22 protein-coding genes and 1 tRNA gene are annotated in these 24889 nt (G+C 55.2%); 5 read left to right on the forward strand and 18 right to left on the reverse strand.

Features of this window, described 5'->3' with window-relative positions:
- Nucleotides 1–15: 15 nt before the first annotated feature.
- Both O9H32_RS02345 and O9H32_RS02350 read left to right on the forward strand, forming a co-directional pair.
- Nucleotides 16–1377, forward strand: a complete 1362-nt coding sequence (locus tag O9H32_RS02345; protein WP_269864130.1) for a PepSY-associated TM helix domain-containing protein — start codon at nt 16–18, stop codon at nt 1375–1377.
- Between the two features lie 245 nt (nt 1378–1622).
- A complete protein-coding gene (locus O9H32_RS02350) occupies nt 1623–4595 on the forward strand; it encodes an EAL domain-containing protein (protein WP_269864132.1) in 2973 nt (990 codons plus the stop codon).
- Between the two features lie 439 nt (nt 4596–5034).
- Here O9H32_RS02350 and O9H32_RS02355 read toward each other — a convergent pair whose 3' ends face one another.
- The 6 genes from O9H32_RS02355 to nrdR all read right to left on the reverse strand — a co-directional run bounded on the left by O9H32_RS02355 (nt 5035) and on the right by nrdR (nt 9429).
- Nucleotides 5035–6033, reverse strand: a complete 999-nt coding sequence (locus tag O9H32_RS02355; RefSeq protein WP_269864134.1) for an alpha/beta fold hydrolase — start codon at nt 6031–6033, stop codon at nt 5035–5037.
- Complete coding sequence (locus tag O9H32_RS02360) at nt 6030–6593, reverse strand: MarR family winged helix-turn-helix transcriptional regulator (protein WP_269864135.1); 564 nt, start codon at nt 6591–6593, stop codon at nt 6030–6032. The genes O9H32_RS02355 and O9H32_RS02360 overlap by 4 nt, the downstream gene beginning before the upstream one ends.
- An 86-nt stretch (nt 6594–6679) precedes the next feature.
- Complete coding sequence (locus O9H32_RS02365) at nt 6680–7876, reverse strand: MFS transporter (RefSeq protein WP_269864136.1); 1197 nt, start codon at nt 7874–7876, stop codon at nt 6680–6682.
- A gap of 71 nt (nt 7877–7947) precedes the next feature.
- A complete protein-coding gene (locus O9H32_RS02370) occupies nt 7948–8514 on the reverse strand; it encodes a MarR family winged helix-turn-helix transcriptional regulator (RefSeq protein WP_269864138.1) in 567 nt (188 codons plus the stop codon).
- A gap of 251 nt (nt 8515–8765) precedes the next feature.
- Nucleotides 8766–8838, reverse strand: a tRNA-Ala gene (locus O9H32_RS02375).
- 108 nt (nt 8839–8946) lie between these two features.
- Nucleotides 8947–9429: a transcriptional regulator NrdR gene (gene nrdR, locus O9H32_RS02380; RefSeq protein WP_269864140.1), complete on the reverse strand. Its 483-nt coding sequence runs from the start codon at nt 9427–9429 to the stop codon at nt 8947–8949.
- A 99-nt stretch (nt 9430–9528) separates the two neighbouring features.
- Between nrdR and O9H32_RS02385 the strand changes: the two genes are divergently transcribed.
- Nucleotides 9529–9753, forward strand: coding sequence for an alpha/beta-type small acid-soluble spore protein (locus tag O9H32_RS02385; protein WP_014369103.1), 225 nt, complete (start codon nt 9529–9531; stop codon nt 9751–9753).
- A 131-nt stretch (nt 9754–9884) separates the two neighbouring features.
- Here O9H32_RS02385 and O9H32_RS02390 read toward each other — a convergent pair whose 3' ends face one another.
- From O9H32_RS02390 to polA, 5 genes are all read right to left on the reverse strand, one after another.
- Entirely contained in the window at nt 9885–10445 is a 561-nt protein-coding gene (locus O9H32_RS02390; RefSeq protein ID WP_269864143.1) for a lytic transglycosylase domain-containing protein, read from the reverse strand.
- On the reverse strand, nt 10442–11038 hold the full coding sequence (coaE, locus tag O9H32_RS02395) for a dephospho-CoA kinase (protein WP_269864145.1): 597 nt from the start codon (nt 11036–11038) through the stop codon (nt 10442–10444). Before coaE ends, O9H32_RS02390 begins: the two co-directional genes overlap by 4 nt.
- Before the next feature lie 69 nt (nt 11039–11107).
- Nucleotides 11108–11788: a sporulation membrane protein YtaF gene (ytaF, locus tag O9H32_RS02400; protein ID WP_269864147.1), complete on the reverse strand. Its 681-nt coding sequence runs from the start codon at nt 11786–11788 to the stop codon at nt 11108–11110.
- 147 nt (nt 11789–11935) lie between these two features.
- Nucleotides 11936–12778, reverse strand: coding sequence for a DNA-formamidopyrimidine glycosylase (gene mutM, locus O9H32_RS02405; RefSeq protein WP_269864149.1), 843 nt, complete (start codon nt 12776–12778; stop codon nt 11936–11938).
- An 18-nt stretch (nt 12779–12796) separates the two neighbouring features.
- A complete protein-coding gene (gene polA, locus O9H32_RS02410; protein WP_406627240.1) occupies nt 12797–15493 on the reverse strand; it encodes a DNA polymerase I in 2697 nt (898 codons plus the stop codon).
- Between the two features lie 211 nt (nt 15494–15704).
- Here polA and O9H32_RS02415 point away from each other — a divergent pair, with 211 nt between their 5' ends.
- The gene (locus O9H32_RS02415) at nt 15705–16469 is read left to right on the forward strand and encodes an HAD family hydrolase (RefSeq protein WP_269864153.1); all 765 of its coding nucleotides are present in this window, start codon (nt 15705–15707) and stop codon (nt 16467–16469) included.
- 71 nt (nt 16470–16540) lie between these two features.
- Here O9H32_RS02415 and phoU read toward each other — a convergent pair whose 3' ends face one another.
- From phoU to O9H32_RS02440, 5 genes are all read right to left on the reverse strand, one after another.
- Nucleotides 16541–17200, reverse strand: coding sequence for a phosphate signaling complex protein PhoU (gene phoU, locus O9H32_RS02420; protein ID WP_269864155.1), 660 nt, complete (start codon nt 17198–17200; stop codon nt 16541–16543).
- 37 nt (nt 17201–17237) lie between these two features.
- The gene (gene pstB, locus O9H32_RS02425; protein ID WP_269864157.1) at nt 17238–18011 is read right to left on the reverse strand and encodes a phosphate ABC transporter ATP-binding protein PstB; all 774 of its coding nucleotides are present in this window, start codon (nt 18009–18011) and stop codon (nt 17238–17240) included.
- Nucleotide 18012: 1 nt separating this feature from the next.
- Nucleotides 18013–18870 carry a phosphate ABC transporter permease PstA gene (gene pstA / locus O9H32_RS02430; RefSeq protein ID WP_269864159.1) on the reverse strand — a complete coding sequence of 286 codons (858 nt, stop codon included), beginning with the start codon at nt 18868–18870 and terminating at the stop codon, nt 18013–18015.
- Nucleotides 18867–19805, reverse strand: coding sequence for a phosphate ABC transporter permease subunit PstC (pstC, locus tag O9H32_RS02435; protein ID WP_269864161.1), 939 nt, complete (start codon nt 19803–19805; stop codon nt 18867–18869). The genes pstA and pstC overlap by 4 nt, the downstream gene beginning before the upstream one ends.
- Nucleotides 19806–20016: 211 nt before the next feature.
- On the reverse strand, nt 20017–20934 hold the full coding sequence (locus O9H32_RS02440; RefSeq protein ID WP_269864163.1) for a phosphate ABC transporter substrate-binding protein: 918 nt from the start codon (nt 20932–20934) through the stop codon (nt 20017–20019).
- A gap of 330 nt (nt 20935–21264) precedes the next feature.
- On the opposite strand from O9H32_RS02440, the gene O9H32_RS02445 reads away from it, so the two are divergent.
- Complete coding sequence (locus O9H32_RS02445) at nt 21265–22467, forward strand: pectate lyase family protein (protein ID WP_269864164.1); 1203 nt, start codon at nt 21265–21267, stop codon at nt 22465–22467.
- Nucleotides 22468–22577: 110 nt separating this feature from the next.
- On the opposite strand, the gene O9H32_RS02450 is transcribed toward O9H32_RS02445, so the two are convergent.
- Both O9H32_RS02450 and O9H32_RS02455 read right to left on the reverse strand, forming a co-directional pair.
- A complete protein-coding gene (locus O9H32_RS02450) occupies nt 22578–23660 on the reverse strand; it encodes a Gfo/Idh/MocA family protein (protein ID WP_269864166.1) in 1083 nt (360 codons plus the stop codon).
- Nucleotides 23661–23821: 161 nt separating this feature from the next.
- Nucleotides 23822–24811, reverse strand: coding sequence for a Gfo/Idh/MocA family protein (locus O9H32_RS02455; protein WP_269864169.1), 990 nt, complete (start codon nt 24809–24811; stop codon nt 23822–23824).
- Nucleotides 24812–24889: the final 78 nt, after the last annotated feature.

Here is a 24889-nt window from a genome sequence, read left to right on the forward strand (position 1 = left end):
GGAGAGTGAACAGAGATGGCTCATGCGACACCAAGCAGTCCCGGATCAGGCGAAAAGCTCTACCGCACCCTTTGGAGATGGCATTTCTATGCGGGAATCATCTTCGCTCCTCTCCTGATTCTCCTGGCTGTCACAGGGGCGATCTACCTGTTCAAAGCGGAGTATGAAGAAGCGGTGTACCATTCTTATTACCATGTCGTATCCTCCGCGAACCCTCTTCCAGCAGCCCGCCAGCTTGAGATGATACAGAGTCAGTACCCGTCCGCAACCATCAGCAAGTTCAAACCTGCCCAACAGGTCTCCCGTTCCAGCGAGTTCACCATCAGTACACCGGATGGCACGAAGATCGTCTTCTTGAATCCGTATACGGGTGATGTTCTGGGAGAGTTGGATGAAAATAGCAAGCTGATGAATATCGTAAAAAAACTCCACAGCGGAACAATCGCCGGCCCAGCAGGCAACTGGATGATCGAGCTGGCCGCCTGCTGGGCCGTCATTCTGATTGTCACCGGCTTATACTTGTGGTGGCCCAGAGGACAGCGGCGGTCGGTCTTCGGCACGCTGCTCCCCCGGCTGAGTCAGGGCCGCCGAATCTTCTGGCGGGATCTGCACGCCGTCCCTGCCTTCTGGCTCTCGGGGGCGGTGCTGATTCTCGTATTCACGGGCCTCCCCTGGTCTGCTGTATGGGGTGAGGGACTGAATCGGATTGCCGCTGCGACGAATACCGGCTCTCCTCCAGCCCTCTATGGAGCGAAGCCAAAATCCACGGTACCCACCCGTGACATAGCTCCAGAGGTTCCTTGGGCGGCTGAGCTGATGCCTGTGACTGAATCAGTAAAGGCATCGGCTAGTCCGCGACTGCCGCTGGATCAGGTCATGCAAATTGCGAATGAACAGAACGTGCGTGACCCTTATGTTATCACCTTCCCCAAGGGAGAAACCGGAATATACGTTGTCACCGCTGTTCCCGTCAGACCCGAGAATCAGGTTACACTCCATATCGATCAGTATAACGGTAAGATTCTGTCCAACCTGCGGTTTGCAGACTATGGAGCGACGGCCAAGGTCATCTCTGTCGGGGTTGCGCTTCACGAAGGTCGTTATTTTGGGCTCACGAACCAGATCGTTGGTCTGATCGCTTGTATTGGAATGGCAGGCATAGCGTTCAGCGGGGTGCTGATGTGGTGGCGCCGCAGGCCAGCCGGCAAACTAGGAGCGCCTTCCAGAACTCCCAATGCCAAGCTGATGAAGGGTACGGCCGCATTGGTTATCGCTTTTGGCCTATTCCTTCCTCTGGCGGGCGTATCTATTCTCATCTTCCTGCTGCTCGATCGGCTTGTCATTCGCTTTCTTCCCACCTATTCGCATAGTGCTTAAAATTAACGCGGACCGTCCTTTAAGGAAGGTCCGCGTTGACTTTTTAACATCATGAGATGTCGGAAGCGCTCCACGGCGAGTGATATCTCATTCAAAGCGGTCGCCTAGCATAATCCAAACAGGTTCTGCAAGACTGCCGCTTGGGTATGGATGTGGCTGTATATGTTAGATACAAATGGTAAAAACTACCCCTTGTGAACCGAGTAAAGAACGAACTTACTTGATATCCAGAGGTGTCAAGCACGATGAAAAAAACGATTGGTGTATTAACTCCGCTGACTGACGGGTTCTATTTCAATGGCATGTTGCAGGGAATTCACCAGGCGGCTCTTGAGCGCAATACGGAAATCGTCTATTTTCAGACTTATGACTCCACCCATACGAGCCAGTATCACAGCTTCCTCGGAACGGATTATATCGATGGATGGATTGTTCTGCTGAACGCTGTGACGGAGAGCGGTTATATAAAAAAACTGGAAGCGATGGGCAGGCCGATTGTCTGCACACCGTATGCCGGGGGGTTCACAAAGTGTACCACCTTCACTGTCGACAATGAGCAGGGCGGCTACGATGCGGCAAAGCATCTGCTCCAGCACGGACACAGGGATATCGCCCTGGTATACAGCTCTTCCAATGAGGAGAGTATCCTGCGATACCGCGGGTATCTCAGAGCCTTAGGAGAACATGGGATCGCACCGCGTCCTGAGTTCTTATTCGATGTGCCGAATCTGTGGGAAAAGTACGGTGCAGCAGCGGCTGACCACATGCAGGAAAGAGGAATGCCTTTCTCGGCTGTCGTCGTCTGTTCGGATGTCACATCGATTGGCATGCTGGAAGTCTTCATAAAGCTCGGCATCCGCGTACCTGAAGATCTCGCCTTGGTCAGCTTTGATAATACCGATTATGCCCGCAGGTTCTCCCTGTCCTCCGTAGCGCAGCCGCTGTATACGCGGGGCCAGCGAATGCTGGAGGAAGTGCTGCAGCAGACAGAGTCTCCTATCCTAGGCCGTCCAATCCTTGTTACTCCTATGGAGCTCGTATGCAGACACTCCTGTGGATGTGAGGTCAGCCAGCAGCAGGAGGGCATGGAAGAGCTGTATAACAGTGGTATGGAAATCATTGAATATTTATCCGGAGCCATCCAGCGGAATCACGATATCGGCAGGAATCTGATTAAATCGGATGCTGAAACGATCCGGAGCTTATTCTGGCTCTCTTATACCTCTTACACTTGGGGCTGTCTGGCCCTCTGGACAGCAGACAAGCAGTTGAAGATCGACAGCATTTATACTACCAAAGCCCAAGCTGTACTGCAGGCTGGCCAGCTATTTGACGAGGCCGCATTCCCTCCTCCCGGGCTGCAGGATATCTTGCTTGACGATGAATGCTTGACCGTGCACACGATCCGGACGGAAGAAAGAAATCTGGGATTTATCGTGCTCATGGGCGATATATTTGACAAGCAGCGCTCCAGCAAGCTTGGTCCCCTCATCCACTCCATCACCCATACCATGGACCTGGTAGCCTATGCCTTGGAACGCGAAGTGCTGTACGAGGAAGCACGAGAGCGTGAGAACCGGCTCGAGATTGTATCTTCAACTACGAATGATGGAATATTCGACTGGGACCTCACGACGCATCTCATGAAGTGGAATCGGAAGATCAACCACATTCTGGATCATGAAGGTCTGATCATGCACGAGGACGAATTCGCCCTGCGCGTTCATCCGGATGACCTGCCCGGGCTCCTCCAGTCACTGGAGCTTCACTATACAGCGGGCATCCCGTTTCAGAGTGAATTTCGCATGCGCAAAAATCAGGACGAGTGGATCTGGATCCATGCGGCCGGAGAGGCTGTTCGTAATAAGGATCGACATCCAGTCCGAATGATCGGTTCGATCGTAGATATTACTTCCCGTAAAAAGCAGGAAGAGGAAATTCATCACATCGCCTACCACGATGCGCTCACTTCCCTGCCCAACCGCCGTTTCGTTTATGACCGCATAGCCGAAGAACTCACACGCGGAACATCCCGGTTCGCTATTATTCTGCTGGACCTGGATCGGTTCAAACTCGTTAATGATACGCTGGGCCATGCCGCAGGAGATGAGCTGCTGCGCCGTGTGGCCAGCCAACTGCAGTCCTGCGTCTCCCCCCGGGATGTAGTCGCCAGACTCGGCGGCGACGAATTCCTCCTGATGTGCCCGATACAGGGAGATCCCCTGTATGCAGAGACCATGGCGGGTACCATACTCCATGCGCTCAATGCCCAGATGATTATCGAAGGGCACCAAGTGCTGGTTACACCGAGTATCGGCATCAGCTTCTATCCGGACCACGGGAGGGATCGCGATACACTCATCAAGCATGCGGATATCGCCATGTATCAGGCCAAAGAGAAGGGGAAAAACCGTTTTTGCCTTTATACGCCTGGCATGAATACCGAATCATTACAGAAATTCACCATGGAGACCGGACTGCGCGGCGCCCTTGAAGCCGGTGAATTCACACTGCATTATCAGCCCCAGATCGATCTTACCACAGAAAAAATGGTTGGAATGGAGGCTTTACTCCGCTGGACCTCGCCGATATTTGGGAATGTTCCTCCGGATTCATTCATTCCTATTGCCGAAGAAACCGGCCTGATCATCCCTATCAGCCGCTGGATATTCCGTCAGGCCTGTCTGGATGGCTTGCAGCTTGTAAGGGAAGGGCTTCCCCCGCTTGTGGTGTCGGTCAACATCTCAGCGGTCCACCTCTCGGAATATTACTTTTCGGACGATGTCCAGGGTGCACTCGCCGAGACCGGCCTCCCTCCGCAGCTCCTATGCCTCGAGATTACCGAGCGGGCTGCCATACAGAAGCTCGAACAGTCCGTACAGCAGCTCCAAGCGCTTCGGGAGCGTGGTGTCAGAATCGCCCTGGATGATTTTGGAGTTGGCCACTCTTCTCTATCTTTAATCAAGAAGCTGCCGCTCGACATGATCAAGATCGACCGTATGTTCATCCGGGATATCCCGCGAAGCGAAATCAGTACGGCCATCCTGGGCACTATTTTGGCATTGATTGAAGATCTGAAGCTGCACAGCTGCATTGAAGGCATCGAAACACCGGAGCAGTATCGTTATATGCGTGAGCAGGCACGCCAGCTGGCACAGGGCTATCATATCTGCAGGCCCGTACCTTGGAAGGAGCTGAGGAGGCTGCTTCGAGGGTAACTCAAATTAGTGCGGCGAAGCAATCGCCGCCTAACATTTTCTCGTAGAATCTGCAGGCGGTGTTTACAAAGTACACGCTACACCGACTTGCTAGGCTTCCGCCCAGTGACACGTACGCCCTCGTCTTTGAAACGTTAGACATCACGCCATTTCTCAAAATAGTCTCCCAAAAGAGCATCTACGGAAAGCCGACGGAGCTAAATTATGCTGCGATGCGGGTCTCCTTGTTCGTCAGGGTTATGGAGCGAATTCCCACAATGAAAGATCTCATTAGACGATTAGCCTGAGGTATAGATCTTCTGTATTTCAAGAAACGCGTAACCGTTTGATCCATCAGGCGTTTCAAGAAGGTATTATTGAAGCGACGGCTGTTGCTATGGATGACAGTACAGCGAAAACAAAAAAAGACCCCTCAGGGTCTATGTTGAAATACTAGAATTTAAAGCCGGCGAAGCCGTTTATCTGGCAGAACTCGCTTCTTCCAGCTCATGAATGTGATGTAAGGCCTCATAGAACAGATCGGCTGATCCATCATGGCCATATGTCCTGCACCTGGAATAATGAATATCTCTTTATGAGGAGCCTCAATCTCATCAAAGTATTGCTGCGCAATGATATATGGCGCCTGCCAATCATTTTCGCCCGAAATATAATAGATCGGCACTTGATATGCTGTGCTTTCCGCGCGAAGGTCGAAACTTCCTAAAAATCGATGCAAATGGGCATTGGCCTTGAAAATCTGCCGAAATGCGAGAATATCCGAAAACCGGAAAAGCGGGCTCTTGAACACCGTGATCCATATCCCAAGATCGATCTTCACAGCCAATTGATATTTTCCTTGAAGCTTTCTGACTTTTCTACACTTTTTCAAAAACTCGGGGTTAAACACGATTTGATCCCCGGGATATTCACCGATGGACTCAAGCTTTTTCAAGGATCTTTGGTCACCGGCCTGCACAATCTTTTCTTTGACTTTATTATATCCGATCTGCTCATTCTCAAGCATATTCACTACCTGCCCGACACCGATATAGCAGGCTGCATCTTCAGGGTGCTTACGGATGTACAAGGAACCCAGAACACTCCCCCACGAATGGCCGAGAATCACAATCCGCCGCTTGCTGTATTTCCCCTTCAAATATTGCACGACTTCATACAGATCCTGCAGCATCAACTCTATCGTAGGATACTGATCCGGATTACGGGTCAGTGTCTTCCCTGCTCCCCGCTGATCCCAATGCACGACCGTATACATCTCCTCCCATTTTGCCTGAAACGCTCTCGTGAATAAAGACTCCACCGAACCGGGGCCTCCATGCAAAAACAGCAAGACGGGGTTATCATGACGTGTTCCCAAATGATATAAGAATTGATGGATTCCATTAATGGGAACATACTCCTCAAGATAGATTGGCCTCCTGCCTTCCTTCTTTTTCATTGGCCGGCCCCGCCTTTAGATTGCTGTCTTCGACGTTCGAATTCTTTCAACACTCTGGCCTTGATTTCGTCTTGATTGTCCACCGGCTCCAGGTTTCCTTCCTCTTCGAACCCATCCTGTTCCTCACCGTCAAAACGGTACATTTTCTTCAGCAGATTCCAGAGCTGCTCGAGCTCGGCCGTAGAGAAGTCGCTGAAGAGATCCGCAAAAAAATAAATCCCTTTCTCGGCGGCATCCACCATGACTTGCTGGCCTGACACTGTAATCCGGACATTGACGGCGCGTTTATCCTTCGGGCTGGGCGTAATCAGAAGGTATCCCTTCTTCTCCAAGATATCGATGATCTGCTTGATGCTCTGTTTGGTTGTACCCAATTTTCTGCTGATATTGTTCAGTGTCGTTTCATCTGGCTGCAAGTGTGCGATGGCCACCATCGTCATATATTGTCTTGATGTCAGATTCTCTAGATAGGCATCACCCTTGATCTGGATCTTATTGGCAAGGGAGAACAAAGTGGCGTACGTCTGCTGCATCAAAAATAATTCCCGGTACACATCCATGGCGATATTCCTGACTCCTTTCTAGATAGACAGTATACGGTCTAATGAAAGGATACCAGGCACCGGAAATAAAGTCAATATACTGTCTATGTCCCTTTTGTACTCGAACTTCCAAGGGAAGACTCATTCCGAATCAGAATAGCGGCCAGCAGGCCGGTACCGAGGACGATGGCAAGCAGTAAAAAAGTAAGCGTATAACTCCCCCATTCCATAAAACGGATCGATAGTATGGGTCCAATACTTGTTCCCGCAAATAGAATAAAGGTGTACACCGAAACCGCGATTCCCCTCGATGTGCCGCCCAGCTGACCGATAAGCGAGATCAGGGACGGTACGGATACCGCAATGCCGGCAACAAAAAACACGCTTTTCACTATCACCAGAGCCAAGCTGGAACCGAAGCCAAGAGAAGCCAAACCTGCAATCGCCACGCCTAATCCCCAGCGGAGCACGGTACGTACGCCAAACCGCTGCACGAGCCTGCCTGCGAACGGTGAAATGAGCATGCCTATAACACCCACGGATCGAATATAAAGAATGCCCTGTGCGCTAAGCCCAAAGTCAGGCCCTGCTAAATAATTGCCTAAAACCGTATACATGCTAACAAAGGACATCAGCAGCACCAAAGCGATAACATAGCTTAACACCAGGTTCTTTTGCTTGAAGAGAGATGGAATCTTTTGAATGGAATCCCACAAATTCGTCGTGTTCGGCCGGCTCTCCTCTTTGGGCAAACCCGTTATCACCAGAAGCAAGGTCACTGTGTACACTACGGCAAGCATGACAAATACAGCATTCCAGCTGTACTGGTGGCTGACTAGACTACTGATCACCTGGCCAACAATCCCTGCTACCAAAAATCCTGTGCTAATAAAGCCGATTGCGGTTACCCGTTTTTCCGCAGGAAACATTTCAACGGCATAAGCGAGCGCGACCGGCGAAAAGGTGGCAGCGGCAGCGCCTTGCAAACTTCTTAGAATAACGATGCCTATAAAATTATCAATTCCAATGCCCAGCAGCAAAGAAAGGAGAGCCAAAGCGATCAATCCGATAACAATGACAAGTTTACGTCCATAGGCTTCAGACAAGGGCCCGTAAATTAGACAACCTATAGCAAACCCAACCGAAAATCCGCTGCCGGATGCCGCAGCTTGTGTTAATGAGATACCGAAAATATCCGCAAACACCGTCGTAAGGGGAATCGTGACATATAAGCTTGACATTACGGCCAATCCAGACCAGCAAAGAATGACGGTCATTAGAGAATAATTTTTGGGGGACATGATGCACCTCTTTCTACATTTATGATTGCTCTCATTATAGTTAGATAATCTAATTATATGCCCAAAAAATTTTATCGCCCCACCCCCAATTTGTTTTCGATACTGGCGTTCAATTTTACCAATAGTTTATCCAATAGTATTACTTCCTCTTGATCTAAATCATCCATGATGGAGGAGCACGCAGACCAGAACACGGGCAATACCTTATTCAACAGTTCCTGGCCTTCCGGCGTAATCTTGACATGAACCATGCGACGGTCGACTTCACTTTGTTCACGGACAATGAAATTGCGCTTTTCCAGCCAATCCAGCAGTGCCGTAACCGAAGCCCGCCTAATCCCCAATCTGTCTGCAAGCGAGGATGGAGCAATACCTTCTCTGCTTTCATGAAGTTTAAGCAGCAGCAGCAGGTCCAGCTTGCTCTCGGTAATACCGAATGGCGATAACTCCAAATCGATTGTATCCAAAACGTTATCGCCGAACCACAGCATTAATAGTCCCAACCGAGTAAAGGCGATGCTCGTCTCTTTCCCCGCGGTATTTGCCATGAGGTCCAAATAAGGCTGAATACCAAGCTTGGGCAGTGGGTCCAAGGTATAATCCTTGTTGTTTTTTCTTCTCACGATCTCACCTGACATATAATTAGATTATCTAACTATAGTTAATGTAACAGATTTCGTGGGTTAACGCAATAGCGGCCTAGTTTGGTCGATTATGACGAGACCGCAAGATAAACGGCTTAGCCGTCCTTTAAGGACGATACGCGTGTATGATGTATGAGGTATATTAGATTACAGGATTGAGCCCTCGCGAGCGAGATATAGATTCTTTGTATGAAAAAAACAAAAACCCCTTACATATCAAGGAGTTTTTGCATTTATAATTTGTATGGAGCCTAGGGGGATCGAACCCCTGACCTCATCGCTGCCAGCGATGCGCTCTCCCAGCTGAGCTAAGGCCCCGTGTACTTCTTGCACGCTCACTCACTTGCTTTGTTCGCGGCGACAAGAATGATAATACCACAGAGGTTCAAAGCTTGTCAACAATCTTTCAGGAATTTATTTTGGAGGCTACAGTTTGAGGTTGTCGCCGCCGACCTGATGCTTGGAGAGCAGCTCGTTGAGCTCCTTCATGAACATGTTAATGTCCTTGAACTGCCGGTACACGGAGGCAAACCGGATATAAGCCACCTCATCGACGGGATACAGCTCGCTCATCACGATCTCCCCGATCTCCCGGCTGTCGACTTCGGCATGGGCGGTATTGCGCACCTGCTTCTCGACTTCGGAGACGATCATCTCCAGCCGCTCTACCGATACGGGGCGCTTCTCGCAGGCCCGAATCAAGCCGCGCAGCATCTTCTCCCTTGAGAATTCCTCTCGGGATCCGTCCTTCTTGATCACGATTAGCGGCGTCTCTTCCACCATCTCGAAGGTCGTGAACCGCTTCTGGCACTTCTCGCACTCCCTGCGGCGGCGGATGGACTTGTTCTCGTTGGCCGCACGCGAATCCAGTACCTTGGTGCCGATGTAGTCACAATAAGGGCATTTCATCGCTATAGCTTCCTTTCGGTAATTACCACAAGCTTCCGCTCATGAACTTCGGGCAATCGCCGCATAATACTGTTACCAACGACAAGGAGGTGAACAGACATGGGTGCAGGACAATCCCGCAGCAGCAATGTATTGGTAGTACCTCAAGCAAACGCAGCGTTGGATCAACTGAAATACGAAGTAGCCCAGGAATTGGGTATCGCCATTCCGCAAGACGGTTACTACGGTAACATGGCTACTCGTGATACTGGTGCTATCGGTGGTCATATTACACGCCGCCTGGTACAAATCGCTGAGCAATCGCTTGCCGGTCAATTCAAATAATAACACGTTTTAGAGAATAAGCAAGGAGTATCGGACGCTTCCCGGAAGCCTGTCCGGTACTCCTTTCCCTTATAACACGCCTCCTCGGAACCTTACAATGGATAGGCCGGTTCCAGCAGGCGGGCATGCGCTTACTCTCCATACAGCTTCTGATATTTGTGATAATAGTACAATACACGCTGTACATAATGACGGGTCTCCCCGTAAGGAATGCTCTCCACATGGTCCCATGTGCCGTCCCATTCCTTCTGTTCCAGCCACCGGCTGACCTTGCCGTGCCCGGCATTATACCCGGCCACTACGGCGACCATATTGCCGCCGAACTGCTTCTTCATCCAGCTCAGGTACCATGCCCCCAGCTCAATGCTGACCTGCGGCTCGCTCAACCGCTTTTTATAGCCGTCCGGCAGTGAAGCTTTGTCCACAATCCAATCCGACGTATCCGGCATGAGCTGCATTAAGCCATAAGCGCCCTTATTGGACTGCTCGTCCACTTTGTAATTGGACTCCACCCGGATGACCGCGGCCAGCAGGTAGGGATCCAGTTCGTATTTGCTTGCATTTTGGCGTATTTCCTCCTGATAGCGGATCGGATAGATCATCCGGCCCACAAAGGAGCTGCTGAGAAACAAGAAGAGAACAAAGGTGATCAGCAGGAGAGCAAAGACCCTCTTTTTTCGCCAAAAGGTCATGAGAGTCCCCTCTCATTCCAGAACCGGTCCACTTGCTGCCCAGTCTCTTCCATCGTGCCCGAATTGTCGATAAGGATATCGGCCAGCCGCCGCTTCTCCTCAATGTCCCACTGCGCCTGCAGCCTGCGCTGCGCGGCCTCTTCACTGGCGCCGTCCCGCAGCATCAAGCGCTGGAGCTGGACCGCCCTAGGCACGTAGACGACCATAACTTGCTCGTACTGCTCCTGAAGCCCCGACTCGTACAGCAGCGGCACGTCTATCACGACGAGCTTGTCCGGATGCTGCGCCTCAAGAGACTGCATTCTCTCCCGCATGGCGGCGCGGATTGGCGGATGCATCAGCCCGTCCAAGTCCTTCAGCGCCTCCGGATTGCCAAAGACCCGCTCGCCGAGCATCTTACGGTGCAGCGAGCCGTCCGGCAGCAGCAGATCTTCCCCGAAGCGCGCAATGACCCGGGCGAGCACCGGAGTACCCGGCTCCACCACTTCCCGGGCAATCCGGTCCGCATCGATCAGCAGCGCTCCGCGGCGGACGAGCATGCCCGCCACCGTGCTTTTTCCGCAGGCGATTCCCCCGGTTAATCCGATGTTCATGCGCATTCCCCTATGTTCATGAAGTATGAAGATTCTTATGAATACTACAGCGCGGCGTATCTGAACAGCTCACAACAATTTCATGATTCCCATCACGATCAAAACAAATCCGGGCAGCACCGCAAGTTTGCGGACCCAAGGCAGACCCGCATACCGGTAGCCGATACGGAGTCCTACCGCCAGGAAGGTACCGCTGGCCACGGCAATCACCGCAGCCGTGAGCCAAGGCGTGAATCCAAGCAGAGCCGCCCCCACGCCCGCCCCGAACGCATCGAGCGACAGGGCCACGCCCAGCAGCGTCGCCTCGTAGGCCGAGATGTTGCCCGAGCGGTCCACGTCCGCCGCCTGCGGCGTCCGCAGAATCTGAATGACCAGACCGAACCGCTTCAGTTCGATATACACGATCTCCTTGGCCGTAGTCGGCGCCGCGGCAGGGACGGCCGGCTCTTCTTCCCCCTCGTCATCGCCATCCTCTTCCCCGCGCTGCCGCAGCATCTGCACGAGGGCCCAGATGCCAATCCCTATCAGAATGACGGCCCCGATCATCCGGGCCCCGGCTGGATCCACGAAATTACGGAGTAGAACACCGATGCCCATCGACACATAGATGATGCCTCCGGAGCAGGCGGCGATGATCGCAATCGACAGCAGGGGAATACGGATACGGCGCAGGCCGTAAGTTACGCCCACGCCGAAGCCGTCCAATGAAACGGCGAGCGCAAGCAGCAGCAGTGAGATACCAGGCAGCATACGTGATCCTCCCTCAAGGGAAATGACGCCTGAGGGGCTGTGGAATCAAGCCCGTAACCCATTGACGTCTCCCCCTACTATATGGGAGAACTGGGCGGGATGTGCATCATGGCCGCCGCCCCTTTCCCTGCTGCCGGATGACCGGCTCTACTTGCGCCTGCTCTTCAGCGGCTGGCACTTCGGACAAAAGTGCGTGCCCCGGCCGCCGACGACGGTCTTCTCAATGGGATGCCCGCATACCGGACAAGGCTCGTTCTTGCGGCCATACACCCGGAAACTGTGCTGGAACATCCCCATCTCCCCCTGGCCGTTCACGAACGACTTGATCGATGAGCCGCCGGCTTCCACCGCATCCTGCAGCGTCCGGATGATGGCCTCGTGCAGGCGGGCGGTCTCCGCCTTCGTCAGCGTGTCCGATTCCCGCTCAGGATGAATCCCGGCCAGGAACAGGGACTCATCCACATAAATATTCCCGATGCCGACGATGTATTCCTGATTGAGCAGCAGCGGCTTGATCTTCGTCTTCCTTCCGGCGATCCGGCTGCGGAACGCTTCGAGGGTGAACGCTTCGTCCAGCGGCTCCAGCCCCAGCTTCTTCAGCGGCTTCTCCATGAGATCCTGCCCGCGCTCGTACACATGCATCGTGCCGAACTGGCGCACATCCTTATAACGCAGCTCCGTACCGTCCGTAAAATGAAAGACCACATGCGTATGGAGCTCCATGGGCTCGTCCGCTTCGTAGACGCCATAACGCCCTTCCATCCGCAGATGGGAGACCAGCGTGAAGCGGCCCGTATGGATGCGCAGGAACTTGCCCCGGCGCTCTACCGTCTGAATCGTTTCGCCCTCGAGCAGGGCTTTGAACGCCTCGATATCGTCCGGATGCTGGATAATCCGCCCCAGATGGACCGAGACTTTCTCAATGGTCTTGCCGGCCACGAGGACATTCAGCGTCCGGCGGACCGTTTCTACCTCCGGCAGTTCCGGCATGGTGTCTTCCCCTCCCTGCTACTTCGCTTCGTACCAATTCTCCCCCGAGTCGACGTCCACTTTCAGCGGAACATCCAGCTTCAGGGCATTCTCCATGACGTCAGCGACCATGCTCTTCATGGTCTCAAGCTCTTCCTCCGGCACCTCGAGTACCAGTTCGTCATGCACCTGGAGCAGCAGGCGGCTCTTCACGCCTTCGCGCTGCATCCGCTCTTCGAGCTGGACCATCGCCAGCTTGATGATGTCCGCTGCCGTACCCTGGATCGGCGTATTCATCGCCGTACGCTCTGCGAAGGAGCGGAGGTTGAAGTTCGACGCCTTGATCTCCGGCAGATACCGGCGCCGCTGAAGCAGCGTCGTCACGTAGCCGTCGTCGCGCGCTTTTTTCACGATGTCATCCATATACCGGCGCACGCCCCCGAACACGGCAAAATACTGCTCGATGAACTTCGCCGCATCCTTCCGGGTAATGTTCAAGTTCTGAGATAAGCCGTAATCGCTAATGCCGTAGACAATGCCGAAGTTCACGGCCTTGGCCTGGCGCCGCATGTTGGCGTCCACGGCATCTTCCGTGACCCCAAAGACGTCCATCGCCGTCTTCGTGTGCACGTCCATGTCCTCGCGGAATGCTTGCATCAGTCCTTCATCCTGCGAGATATGCGCCAGCACTCGCAGCTCGATCTGCGAGTAGTCGGCCGTCAAGATGCGCCAGCCCGGCTGAGACGGCACGAAAACCTTGCGGATCTTGCGCCCCTCCTCGAGCCGGATCGGGATGTTCTGCAGGTTCGGGTACTGGGAGCTGAGCCGCCCGGTGGCCGCGATCGTCTGCCGGTAGTAGGTGTGCACCTTGCCTGTGTCCTGGCGCACCTCTTTGAGCAGTCCTTCGACGTAAGTCGATTGGAGCTTGGCCAGTGTGCGGTAGTTCAGGATATGGCCGACCACCGGATGATACGGCTCCAGCTTCTCGAGCACTTCGGCATCCGTGGAATAACCGGTCTTCGTCTTCTTGCTCACCGGCAGGCCCAGCTTCTCGAACAGCACCTCGCCGAGCTGCTTCGGGGAGTTGATATTGAACTCCGTACCGGCCGAATCGTAGATCGCCGCCATGATGCCCTCGAGCCGCCCGGAGAGCTCCGCCCCGTACGCCTTCAGCTCCTCGACATCGACCTTGATGCCCTTGCGCTCCATCTCGGCGAGCACCGTAGCCAGAGGCAGCTCGAGCTCGTGGAAGAGCTTCTCCATCTCGCTCTTCTCCAGCTCCTCCTGCAGCTTCACCGTCAGGCGGTGCACCGCCGCCGCCTTGTCGCACAAGAAATCGCTGACGGCGCCGTCCGACGGGAGCTTGAATTTGGCCCCCTTGCCGAACACTTCCTCATCGTTCTTCAGGGCCGGCATGCCGTAGCGCGAGGTCAGTCCGCTGAGCGTCAGCGTCGATTCCGTCGGATCGAGCAGATACCCGGCGAGCAGCACGTCGAAGTTCACGCCGCGCAGCTCTACACCCTGCCACGAGAGGGCGACAGCCGCCTTGTGGATGTCGTAGATCGAGACCGACTTCTCTGCGGACTCGAGCCAGCTCCGCACGTCCTTGGCCGCTTCTTCCTTCAGAAGCCGGAACGGGACATAATAAGCCGTCGGCGCCTCTTCGGCTGCCGGCTCCGCCGCTTCCCCTTCCGCCAGGAAAGCCACGCCCACCACTTCCCCGATGTGGGGGTTCTCCCCTACGACTTCCACATGCAGCGCCTTCACCCGCGGCAGAGCCTCCGCCAGTGCCGGGAGCGTGCTCTCGTCTACGAGGACGGATTCCACGGCTACCGCAGCCTGAGCGCCTTCGCCTTCCGTACCGAGACCTGCGCCCGACAGGCCCAGCCGCTCAATAATCTGTTTGAATTCGAGCTTTCGCAGCATCTCTGCCAAGGCGTCGTTGTCATACCCGCCATAGGCCAGCTCGTCCCATGTCATATCGAGGGGAACTTCGCGGTAGATCGTCGCCAGATCCTTGCTCATCTTCGCATCGTCCACGTGGCCGGACACCTTCTCTCCGAGCTTCCCTTTGATCGAGGAAGCGTTCTCGAGCACGTTCTCGAGCGACCCATATTCGTAAAGCAGCTTCAGCGCCGTCTTCTCTCCGACTCCGGGGATGCCGGGAATGTTGTCGGAAGCGTCGCCCATCAGCCCCTTGAGATCGATGATCTGCAGCGGCTTCAGGCCGTATTTCTCGCCGATATAGGCAGGGTCGTGCAGTTCCACCTCGGAGATGCCCTTGCGCGACAAGGCGATGGACACACGGTCCGAGGCCAGCTGCAGCATATCCTTGTCCCCCGTCACCACGAGGACGTCCATATCGTCCTTCTCGTCGGCGATCCGCGTCAGCGTCCCGATAATATCGTCCGCTTCGTAGCCTTCGAGCTGGAACTGCTTGATGCCGAAGCTCTGCAGCAGCTCCTTCAGCACGGGGAACTGCTCGGAGAGCTCGCCCGGTGTTTTCTCCCGTCCGCCTTTGTAATCCGCGTAATTGCTATGTCGGAACGTCGCCTTCCCCGCGTCGAACGCTACGAGAAAATGCGTCGGTTTCTCGTCTTGGATGAGCTTCAGCAGCATCGTCGTGAAACCCAGGATCGCATTCGTGTGCAATCCCTTTGAATTGCTAAGAAGCGGCAGCGCAAAGAACGCGCGGTAGGCAATGTTATTGCCGTCGATCAGCACCAATTTGGACAAAAGAAAGCACCCCATTCATGAAACTCTGCTCCTTACATGATAGCATAGGACGACGTAATAAAAAAACATAGCGGATCTTCCGCAACAGAGGGGGTGGGCGCCGTCCCCCCCGCATAAACATAGGAAAAAGACTCTCTTGAGGAGCCGCTCGGCTGCCCCATGAGTGGAGCAACGAAGTCGCTTCCGGGCAAGCGAAGATCGGAGGGACTCCATGAAGGAAGCATCGCGGATGAACGGCAAGACGGCGGTATGCTTCGATGTCAACCAAACACTCGTACAGCAAGGCTTAAGCTTCGAACAATGCTTCCGGCACATATGGGAGGACTATACCGCGAGGTGGCTGCAGGAAGAGGCCCCCCGCCAGGAAGACCTCTGGGCCGAATATATTACGAGGTGGCAGCAGCGCAAAAAAGTGCGGACCACCTTCAAGCAGCTCGATGAGCTGCAGCAGCAATGCCTCCGGGAAGCGCTGCTGCAGTTCGGCGTCCCCGTCTCCGCGGGCTTTGCCCGCAGCTTCATGGAAGAGCTGCGCGGGCTTCAGGTAGGCGCCAAGACGCTGATGCCCCGGACGGCCGAGACGCTGGAGAAGCTGGCGCAGTCGCACCGTCTGGCCATTATCTCCAACTCCCCCCGCAGCGAGGTGCTGCTAATGCTCGGCCGCTTTGGCCTCTCCGGGTATTTTCCGCAGGAGCACATCTTCACAGCTGCCAGGCCGGCCGACAAGAAGCCCGCCCCCGCCCTGTTTCGGGCTGCCCTTCATTCGCTGGGCGTCACGGCGAGGCAGGCGGTCATGGTCGGCAACTCCTGGAAGCACGATGTCTGCGGAGCGGTCAAGGCCGGCATGGATGCCGTGTGGCTGAACGGCGCCGCCCTCACCACCGCTTCCGGCTCCCGGGCCATTGCGGAGCAGCGGCTCGGCAAGCGCCGGGTCGTGCTCATCCGGGAGCTCGACCAGCTGGAGGATGTACTGCTGTAAGGACGGCAATACCCCAAAAGCCTGCGGATCTCCGAAGAGAATCCGCAGGCTTTTGGGGCTTCTGCAAACCATCACATATTGAGATCCTTGCGTTTGCCGGTCACCATGAAGATGACGCCTTCCCCGATGTTCGTCGAATGGTCGGCGACCCGCTCCAGGAAGTGGGCGGCGAGCATGAGCTGGGAAAGCTGGCGGTTCCTCGCCAGATCATCGCCCATGAGCGCAATCACGTCGTTGATCACGACGCTGTAGAGCTTATCCACTTCGTCATCCTTCTCGGCCAGGGAAGCGGCCCGGTGTACATTGCGCTCGGTGTAAGCGAGCAGGCTCTCCCGCAGCATCGCCTTGGTCATCTGGGCCATCCGCGGAATATCCTCCAGCGGCTTCACCAGCTCCTGCCCGTTCAGCCGGATCGTAATCTTCGCGATATCGACGGCATGGTCGGCGATCCGCTCGAGGTCCGTAGCGATCTTCAGCGCCATGGAGATGATCCGCAGATCGCTCGCCATCGGCTGCTGCAGCGCAATCAGGCGCATGGAGTCCTCTTCGATCCGTGCCGTCATTTCGTCGATCGCATCGTCCTGCTTGATCGTCTGGATCGCCAGATTCTCATCCAGCTTCGACAGCGACTCTACCGCTTGATGAATCAGATGCTCCACTTGAATCCCCATGGTTAGCAGATCCTGCTGCAGGTTGTCTAAGGACTGGTGAAAATTCACCCGGTTGTCCACTCGCAACGCTCCTTTGTATCATGAAAATGGGTGGGACTTAGCCGAAACGTCCCGTAATGTAGTCCTCCGTCCGCTGATCCGATGGCGTGGTGAAAATCTTATCCGTCTTGTCGGTCTCGACGAGGATCCCGTTCAGGAAGAAAGATGTATAGTCAGAGATCCGCGCCGCCTGCTGCATGTTATGCGTGACGATGATGATCGTATACTTCTCCTTGAGTTCCTGGGTGAGCTCTTCCACCTTCAGCGTCGAGATCGGATCGAGCGCGGACGTCGGTTCGTCCATGAGCAGGACGTCCGGCTCCACGGCAAGCAGGCGCGCGATGCAGAGGCGCTGCTGCTGCCCGCCGGAGAGGCCGAGGGCCGACTTGTTCAGCCGGTCCTTGACCTCGTCCCACAGGGCCGCTTGCCTCAGGCTGCGTTCCACGATGCCGTCGAGCACGGACTTTTTCTTCGTGCCGTGAATACGGGGACCATACGCTATGTTATCGTAGATGCTCATCGGGAACGGGTTCGGACGCTGGAAGACCATCCCGACCTTCTTGCGCAGGGAGACGACGTCCGTATCTTCGTCGTATATGTTCTGGCCGTCCACATAGATTTTGCCGGTGATGCGCACATTGTCGATCAGGTCGTTCATCCGGTTCAGCGTCCGGAGGAAGGTGGACTTGCCGCACCCCGAGGGTCCGATCAGCGCCTGGATATGGTTGCTGCCGATATCGAGCTCGATATTCTGGAGCGCTTGATTGTCGCCGTAATAAAGGTTTAACTGTTCCACCTTGATTTTGTTTTTCGTAGGGGCTGCAACGGCCATGTTATTTCCCTCCGGACAATTTTTTCTGTAGGATTCGGCTCGGTATGCCGATCAGCAGGTTAAAGGCGAGAACGACCAGGAGCAGCAGCGCGGCGCTTCCCTGCGCAATCTGCCTGGCATCCGGCACAATGGCCTCCGACTGCACATACCAAAGATGAGTAGCAAGCGTCTCCCCCATCGCAAGGGGATTGAAGTCCGGGAGAATCCGGGATACGGACAACCCGGCGGTATAGATCAGGATAGCGGATTCGCCGAGTGCGCGTCCCGCTACGAGTGTTATGCCGGTAATCAAGCTCGGCATGGCGGTAGGAAGCAGCACCTTGCGGATCGCCTGCCAGCGGGTAGACCCCAGAGCGAGCGAAGCCTCCCAGTACGATTCCGGAACGGAGCGGATCGATTCTTCGGTGACCCGCACGAGGACCGGCAGGTTCAGCAGGGACAAGGTCGCTGCGCCGCCGATAATCGAATACTTGAGGCCGAACCAGTTCACGAAGAGCAGGAAGCCGAAGAGGCCGAAGACAATCGACGGGACGGAGGACAGAGCTTCCACCGATACGCGGATGAAGTCCGTGAAGGTGCTCTTCTTGGCATACACCGCCAAGTAAATGCCGGCGCCTACCCCGATAGGCAGGGAGAACAAGAGCGACAGGAACAGAATGTAGAAGGAGTTGAAGAGCTGCGGTCCGACACCGCCCCCCTCGCTGATCTCCGAAGGCCGCCCGGTGATGAAATTCCAGCTCAGCATCGGCAGTCCGTCTCCCAGGATCCGGATGAGGAACCAGGCCAGTATGCCGATGATCAGAAACCCCGACGCCCAGAAGAAGCCCGTAGCGATACGGTCTGTGGTCTTGCTCGTCATTTCACTTCACTCCTCTTCGCTACGATGCGGATTACAAGAATCAGGGCCAGCGAGATCAGCAGAAGCACCAGAGCCATGAGGAACAGCGCATTGTTCCAGGTGCTTCCATAGTTCGTGTTCCCCATATCTTTGACGATCGCCGTGGTCAGGACCGTCGCCGAGTCGAGCAGCGACTTCGGCATCTGCGGCGAGTTCCCGATGACCATGAACACGGCCATCGTCTCGCCGATCGCCCGGCCCATGCCGAGGATGATGCCGGTCAGAATGCCGGGACGCGCCGCAGGCAGCAGCACGCGCCAGATCGTCTGCCAGCGGGTGGCGCCGAGCGCCAGGGAAGCCTCTTCGAGACGGCCGGGCAGCGCTCGGATGGCGTCTTCGGAGATGGACAGAATCGTCGGCAGGATCATGATGGCGAGGATAATGGCCGCAGGCAGAATCCCGTAGCCGAACCCCTCGTTGAACTTGCCCAGGAAGGGCACAATGACCGTGAGGCCGATGAAGCCGTATACGACAGACGGAATGCCCACGAACAGATCCGTAGCCGCCCGAAGAATTTCACGCAGCCATTTCGGCGCGATTTTGGCAGAGAAGACCGCTCCCGACAGGGCCAGCGGCACCGAGAGTACCACAGAGAGGAAAGTCAGCAGCAGCGTGCTGTACAGAAACGAGAAAGCACCGAATTTGTTGTTGGAGGGTGTCCAGTCGGTCGAGAAGAAGAATTCCAGCGGCGTAACCCCCGTGAAGGTCTTCACTCCCTGCCATCCTACGAACAGCATGATCGAAAATATGATAACCGACACCAATGTCGCGCTGCCGACGAACACGACCTTCATGATCCGGTCGCTCCGGTTCTGGGCTTTGGTCCAACCGTTATTGTTGTTGCCCCTCCGCTCCCGCTGCGTTCTCTCGGCTAACTGGTCGGCGAATGAATTCATTTGCCTGATACCCCCTGATTTGAATAGTTCAAGTCACGTTCGCACGTTCATCGTCTCTATCATCATAGTGGACAAATGTAAGGACAAAACGTTAAAAATGTTAAGCTAATGTAAAAAGTGTTTTTTTCGGCGTCGATTCGACAATATTTTTTGAATATTTAACATCAAAAAGACAACGGCCCAAACGGCCGTTGTCTTTCTTCATAAATTCTTATTTTTTAAGCAGGTCGGCCGGAAGGAACTTCAGCTCTTCGACCTTCTTGCCTTGGAATTCAGGGCTCATGATGTAGTCGATGAACGCTTTGGTCGCGCCAGTCGCTTCACCTTTGGTATACATATGCTCGATACCGTACAGCGGGTATTTGCCGCCTTTGATGTTGTCTTTGCTGAACTCCACGCCTTCAAATTTCAGGGCTTTGATCGGATCTTTGACGTAAGGCGTATCGACATAACCGATCGCGCCCGGAGTTTGTCCGACCGTCGTAGCCATCGCGCCGCTGGATTCCTGTGTCACGCCGTCCTTCGTGAACTCCTTGCCCTCCAGGACGATCTTCTTCACGAGAGCGCGGGAGCCGGAGGCATCCGGACGGTGAACGATAACGATGTTCTTGTCGGGACCGCCAACTTCCTTCCAGTTCTTGATCTTGCCTGTGAAGATGTCCGCAGCTTGCGCCTTCGTCAGGTTATCCACCGTGACGTCTTTGTTCACGATGATCGCGAATGGAGCTATGGCCACGACATGGTCTACCAGACCTTTGTCTTTATATTCATCGCCCGCTTCGATATCGGAGTTCCCGATGTTGGAAGTGCCGTCGGCCACGTCCTTGAGGCCTTTGCCGGAACCGCCTGCCGTAGGGTTCACCGTTACCTTCGGGTTGTTCTTCATGAACTCGTCAGCTGCCGCTTTGACCAGCGGGAGCAGAGCGGAGGAACCGGAAGCCGTTACCGTGCCTTCAACCTTCTCTGTATTTGCAGGTTGCTCTTTAGGCTTATCGGCCGGTGCTGCAGCTCCATTGCTCGGAGAGCCGTTAGTCGGCTCCGTTTTCTGGCCGCACGCGGCAAGGACCCCTACGGATAACACCATAATCATGGCCACATTCAAACTTTTCTTCGACAGCTGCTTCAACATTTCAGCATGTCCTCCCTTTTCCTGTTTAAGTTTACTAGGTCATCTTACCAAGGCAATGTAAAGTGTATATCCACGATAAGTTAACGCAATGTAAAACTTTGTCTCCTTAAGCATTTGCGCGGCAGGATAGGCATCTCCGGAGGGAAAATGCAGCAAGTTAAAAACTGTATATATCATGTAATCGGTTTCAGTTGTAAAATTTGAGCAGCAGGACATGCCCCAACAATCGGGGCCTGCCCCGTACCATCCGAGAGCAAAGGAGGAATATCCGATTACAGAAGCTGCTTGGCAGCGCGAGTCCATTCCAAGCCCATGTAGGAGGTAATGAATTTGAGATTACTACTGAAGCTGAGATTACTATTGAACTGGAGATTGCAACGTATCATTCCAGCTGTGCTGGCTGCACTCTCCGTGACGCTTGCTTCCGTGTCCACCCCCATTCCGCTCATCGCTCTTCCGCAGGCGGAAGCGGCTGTCTACACCGGAGGCTATTCCACCGCGACCGGCTCTACGGATACAGCGGTAACCGTTACCAACCTTACCGAGCTCAAAAATGCTTTCAATGCCGGCAAGCATCATATCATTATTTCGGGTAATATTTATGGCGGATCGTCCTTGACCACCTTGACCTTTGCCAGCACAAGCTGGAACAATGTGACGATCGAGGGAGCCGGCGGCGGCGGAGCCGTGCTGCAGAACATCCAGCTGAAATTCAGCGGGGAGCAGCTGGCCGCCGGGACGAATATCCAGAATGTCGTGATCAAGAACATCACCTTCTACGGCAATATTTCCGATCTGCAGAAGATGAGCGGCGCAGCTACCCAGCCAGGGGGCGCAGGCACCAATTATCTGGGAGTCTCCTTCCGGCGCACCACCAATGTCTGGGTAGACCACTGCACCTTCTATAACATTAGCGACGATCTCATGAGCGTCTCCTTGGCATCCGACAATGTGACTATTTCATACTGCCACTTCTACTTTACGTCCAGCTGGCTGAATATGAACCCGAACCCGATCTGGAACTGGGTCGGCACGAATCAGGATCTGGCGTCCGAGCGGCTCGCCATGGTGATCGGCGCCAATTACAGCGACTCCTACACGTATGGCGGCGGGAAGCTGCATGTGACCATGCACCACAACTGGTTCGGACCGAACCTGAAGGGGCGTCCGCTGATGCGCGGTTTCGTGCATCTCTACAACAACTACTTTGACAACAGCACGACTCCTTCCGGAACGAATGCCGCCGGTTACTCGCAGACCCAATACAATGCGAACCAGATCGGCAGCGGCAGCGTGATTTATTCGGAAGGCAACTATTTCTACAAAACGAACCAAAGCAATCAGATCGGCCTCGACGATTCGACACACAAGGCTTATTCCTTCTATGAACGAAACAATACGTATAATGCAGCCACCGGCACATCGGCGGCAGGGGCTTACTATCCGTCTGCGCTGCCGTTCTCTTACAGTTACTCGCCGATTGCTTCCGGCAATGTGCCGGCAGTTGTCCAGGCCAATGCCGGTCCGAAGTAAGCACTGGACTGTTAAGCCGGACCCATCTTAGACATAGCTTAGCCACTCCCCTATAGAACAAAGAAGCCATACCTCACAGGGTATGGCTTCTTTGTTCTATAGCGGGCGACCTAATCGAAATAAACGGCTTTGCCGGTTCTCGAAGATTCATAGATCGCCTCGAGAATCTCGGAGACGACACACGCCTGCTCCGGCGTAACGACAGGCTCCGAGTCGTTCTCGATGGCCTGCAGCCACAGCTTCGCTTCCAGATCGGCCGGGTTCTCCGTGCTGCCGTCGTAGAAGTCCACGCCGCGCGCATCGAGCTCGATGTGGTTCGTGAACAGCTTGCTGTGCTTCTCGCCGTTGATGCGCAGGCCGTCTTCCATGTCTGCGCCGCCCTCGGTACCGCACAGCGTCGTCTTGGCTTCGCCCGTCTTCACGAGGTTGATCGCCCAGCTCGACTCCAGCATGATCGTGGCGCCGTTCTGCATCGTGATCATACCGACGGCGGAATCCTCCACGGTGAATTTCTCGGGATCCCAGGATCCCCACGCATTCGCCGCGTCGGCCTTCCCGGAGAGCTTATGGAACGCTGTACCGAGCACGGCTTTCGGCTTGTAGTTATCCATCATCCAGAGCGTCAAGTCGAGCGCATGGGTTCCGATATCGATGAGCGGGCCTCCGCCCTGCTTCTCTTCGTCGAGGAACACGCCCCAGGTCGGCACGGCGCGGCGGCGGATCGCATGCGCTTTGCCGTAATAGATCTCGCCGAGGTCGCCATCGGCACATACGCGCTTCAGGTACTGGCTGTCCGAGCGGAAGCGGTTCTGGTAGCCGATCGTCAGCTTCTTGCCGGAAGCTTTGGCCGCTTCCACCATCCGGCGCGCATCCGCAGCGGTCTTCGCCATCGGCTTCTCGCACATCACATGCTTGCCGGACTCCAGCGCCAGGATCGAGATGTCCGCATGGGAGTCGTTGGGCGTACACACATGGACGACATCCAGCGAACCGTCCGCCAGAAGCTCCCGGTAATCCGTATATACTTTGGCGTCCTCTGTGCCGAACGCGTTCTTCGCTTCTTGAGCCCGCTCTTCCACGATATCGCAGAACGCGACCATCTGGGCGTTAGCCTGGTTCTTGAGCGCCGGCATATGCTTGCCGTTCGCGATACCGCCGCATCCGATAATTCCGATTCGATATACCTTGGACATAGTAAAAGTTCCTCCCTAGAATCACATCTATCTCATAGTTATTCCTGCTTCGTCCTCTGCTGCTACATTCAGTATAGACAAGCCCGCACCGAAAAACTATGACAGATCTGGCGTTCCTTATATGCGATTGTGCCGTAGCATCATTCTAGCATTCAAGGTCCTTATCCTAGGAAGCTACGCCTTCCGGTCTCCGCCGCCTCCCTGAGCGCATCCATCGCTGCTGCCTGACGCAGCGCCTCCAGTCCGCCGTCTCCGGGGGCAGCTTCCCCTTCCCGCGTCCGGAGCACTCCATCCGCGAAGGCTTCAGCCTGCAGCCGAAACGGGGTGATCCGATCGGTCGTCCATGCCAGCTCCCCTCCGGGGTGCCGGCATGTGACGGTTAGCTGGTCGGGCGACGCCTGGAAGATGACCGCCAGGCGGCCCTCCGTACCCAGCAGCTCGAACGAGGAGCCATGGGGCATATCGAGGGCAGCGTCGAACTGCGCGGTCTTCCCCTCCGGAAAGAGCAGCGTGCCGCAGAACCGCCGGTCCACTCCGTGACGTTCATCCTGCACCCACACGGCATCGGCCGCCAGCGGCTCTACTCCCGTGAAGCTTCTCGCCCAGTGGACGAGATAGCAGCCGATATCATATAACGCGCCGCCGCCCCAAGCTTGATTCCAGCGTGTGCTTTCTTCGAACGCCCGGAAGGAGAAATGTCCTCGAAACCGTACCCACTCCCCAATCGCGCCCCCATCTAGGAGCTGCTTTATTTCACGGATGCCGGGATAGAACGGCCAGATGAACGCCTCTCGCACCCGTACCCCGCTGGCCCCCGCAGCCTCGGTGATGCGTCGGGTTTGTTCCGCATTCAAAGCGAACGGCTTCTCAAGCAGCACATGCTTGCCCGCCCGGCAGGCCTCCACCGCCCACTCTTCATGCAGATGGTTGAGCAGCGCGATGTAGACAGCCTCAATGTCCGGATCCTCCAGCAGCTCACGGTACGAATCATACGCCCGGGGCACACCGTACTGCTCGGCCAAGGCTTTCCCCCGGCCCGCTTCCCGCCCGGCCACGCCCAGCCACTGCCCGTTGCCGGAAGCGAGAAGGCCTTGACCTGCTTTATTCACAATCCAGCCTGTTCCCAGCACGCCCCATTTGATCTTGTTCATCTTCTCCACCCTCTCGACAAATTTCCCGGGAAATCCTTGCCTGCGAACCCTGCACAACCACACCCGAATTCCGGATAG

Origin of the sequence: Paenibacillus caseinilyticus, from assembly GCF_027533645.1 — a bacterium.
Lineage (GTDB): Bacteria > Bacillota > Bacilli > Paenibacillales > NBRC-103111 > Paenibacillus_G > Paenibacillus_G caseinilyticus.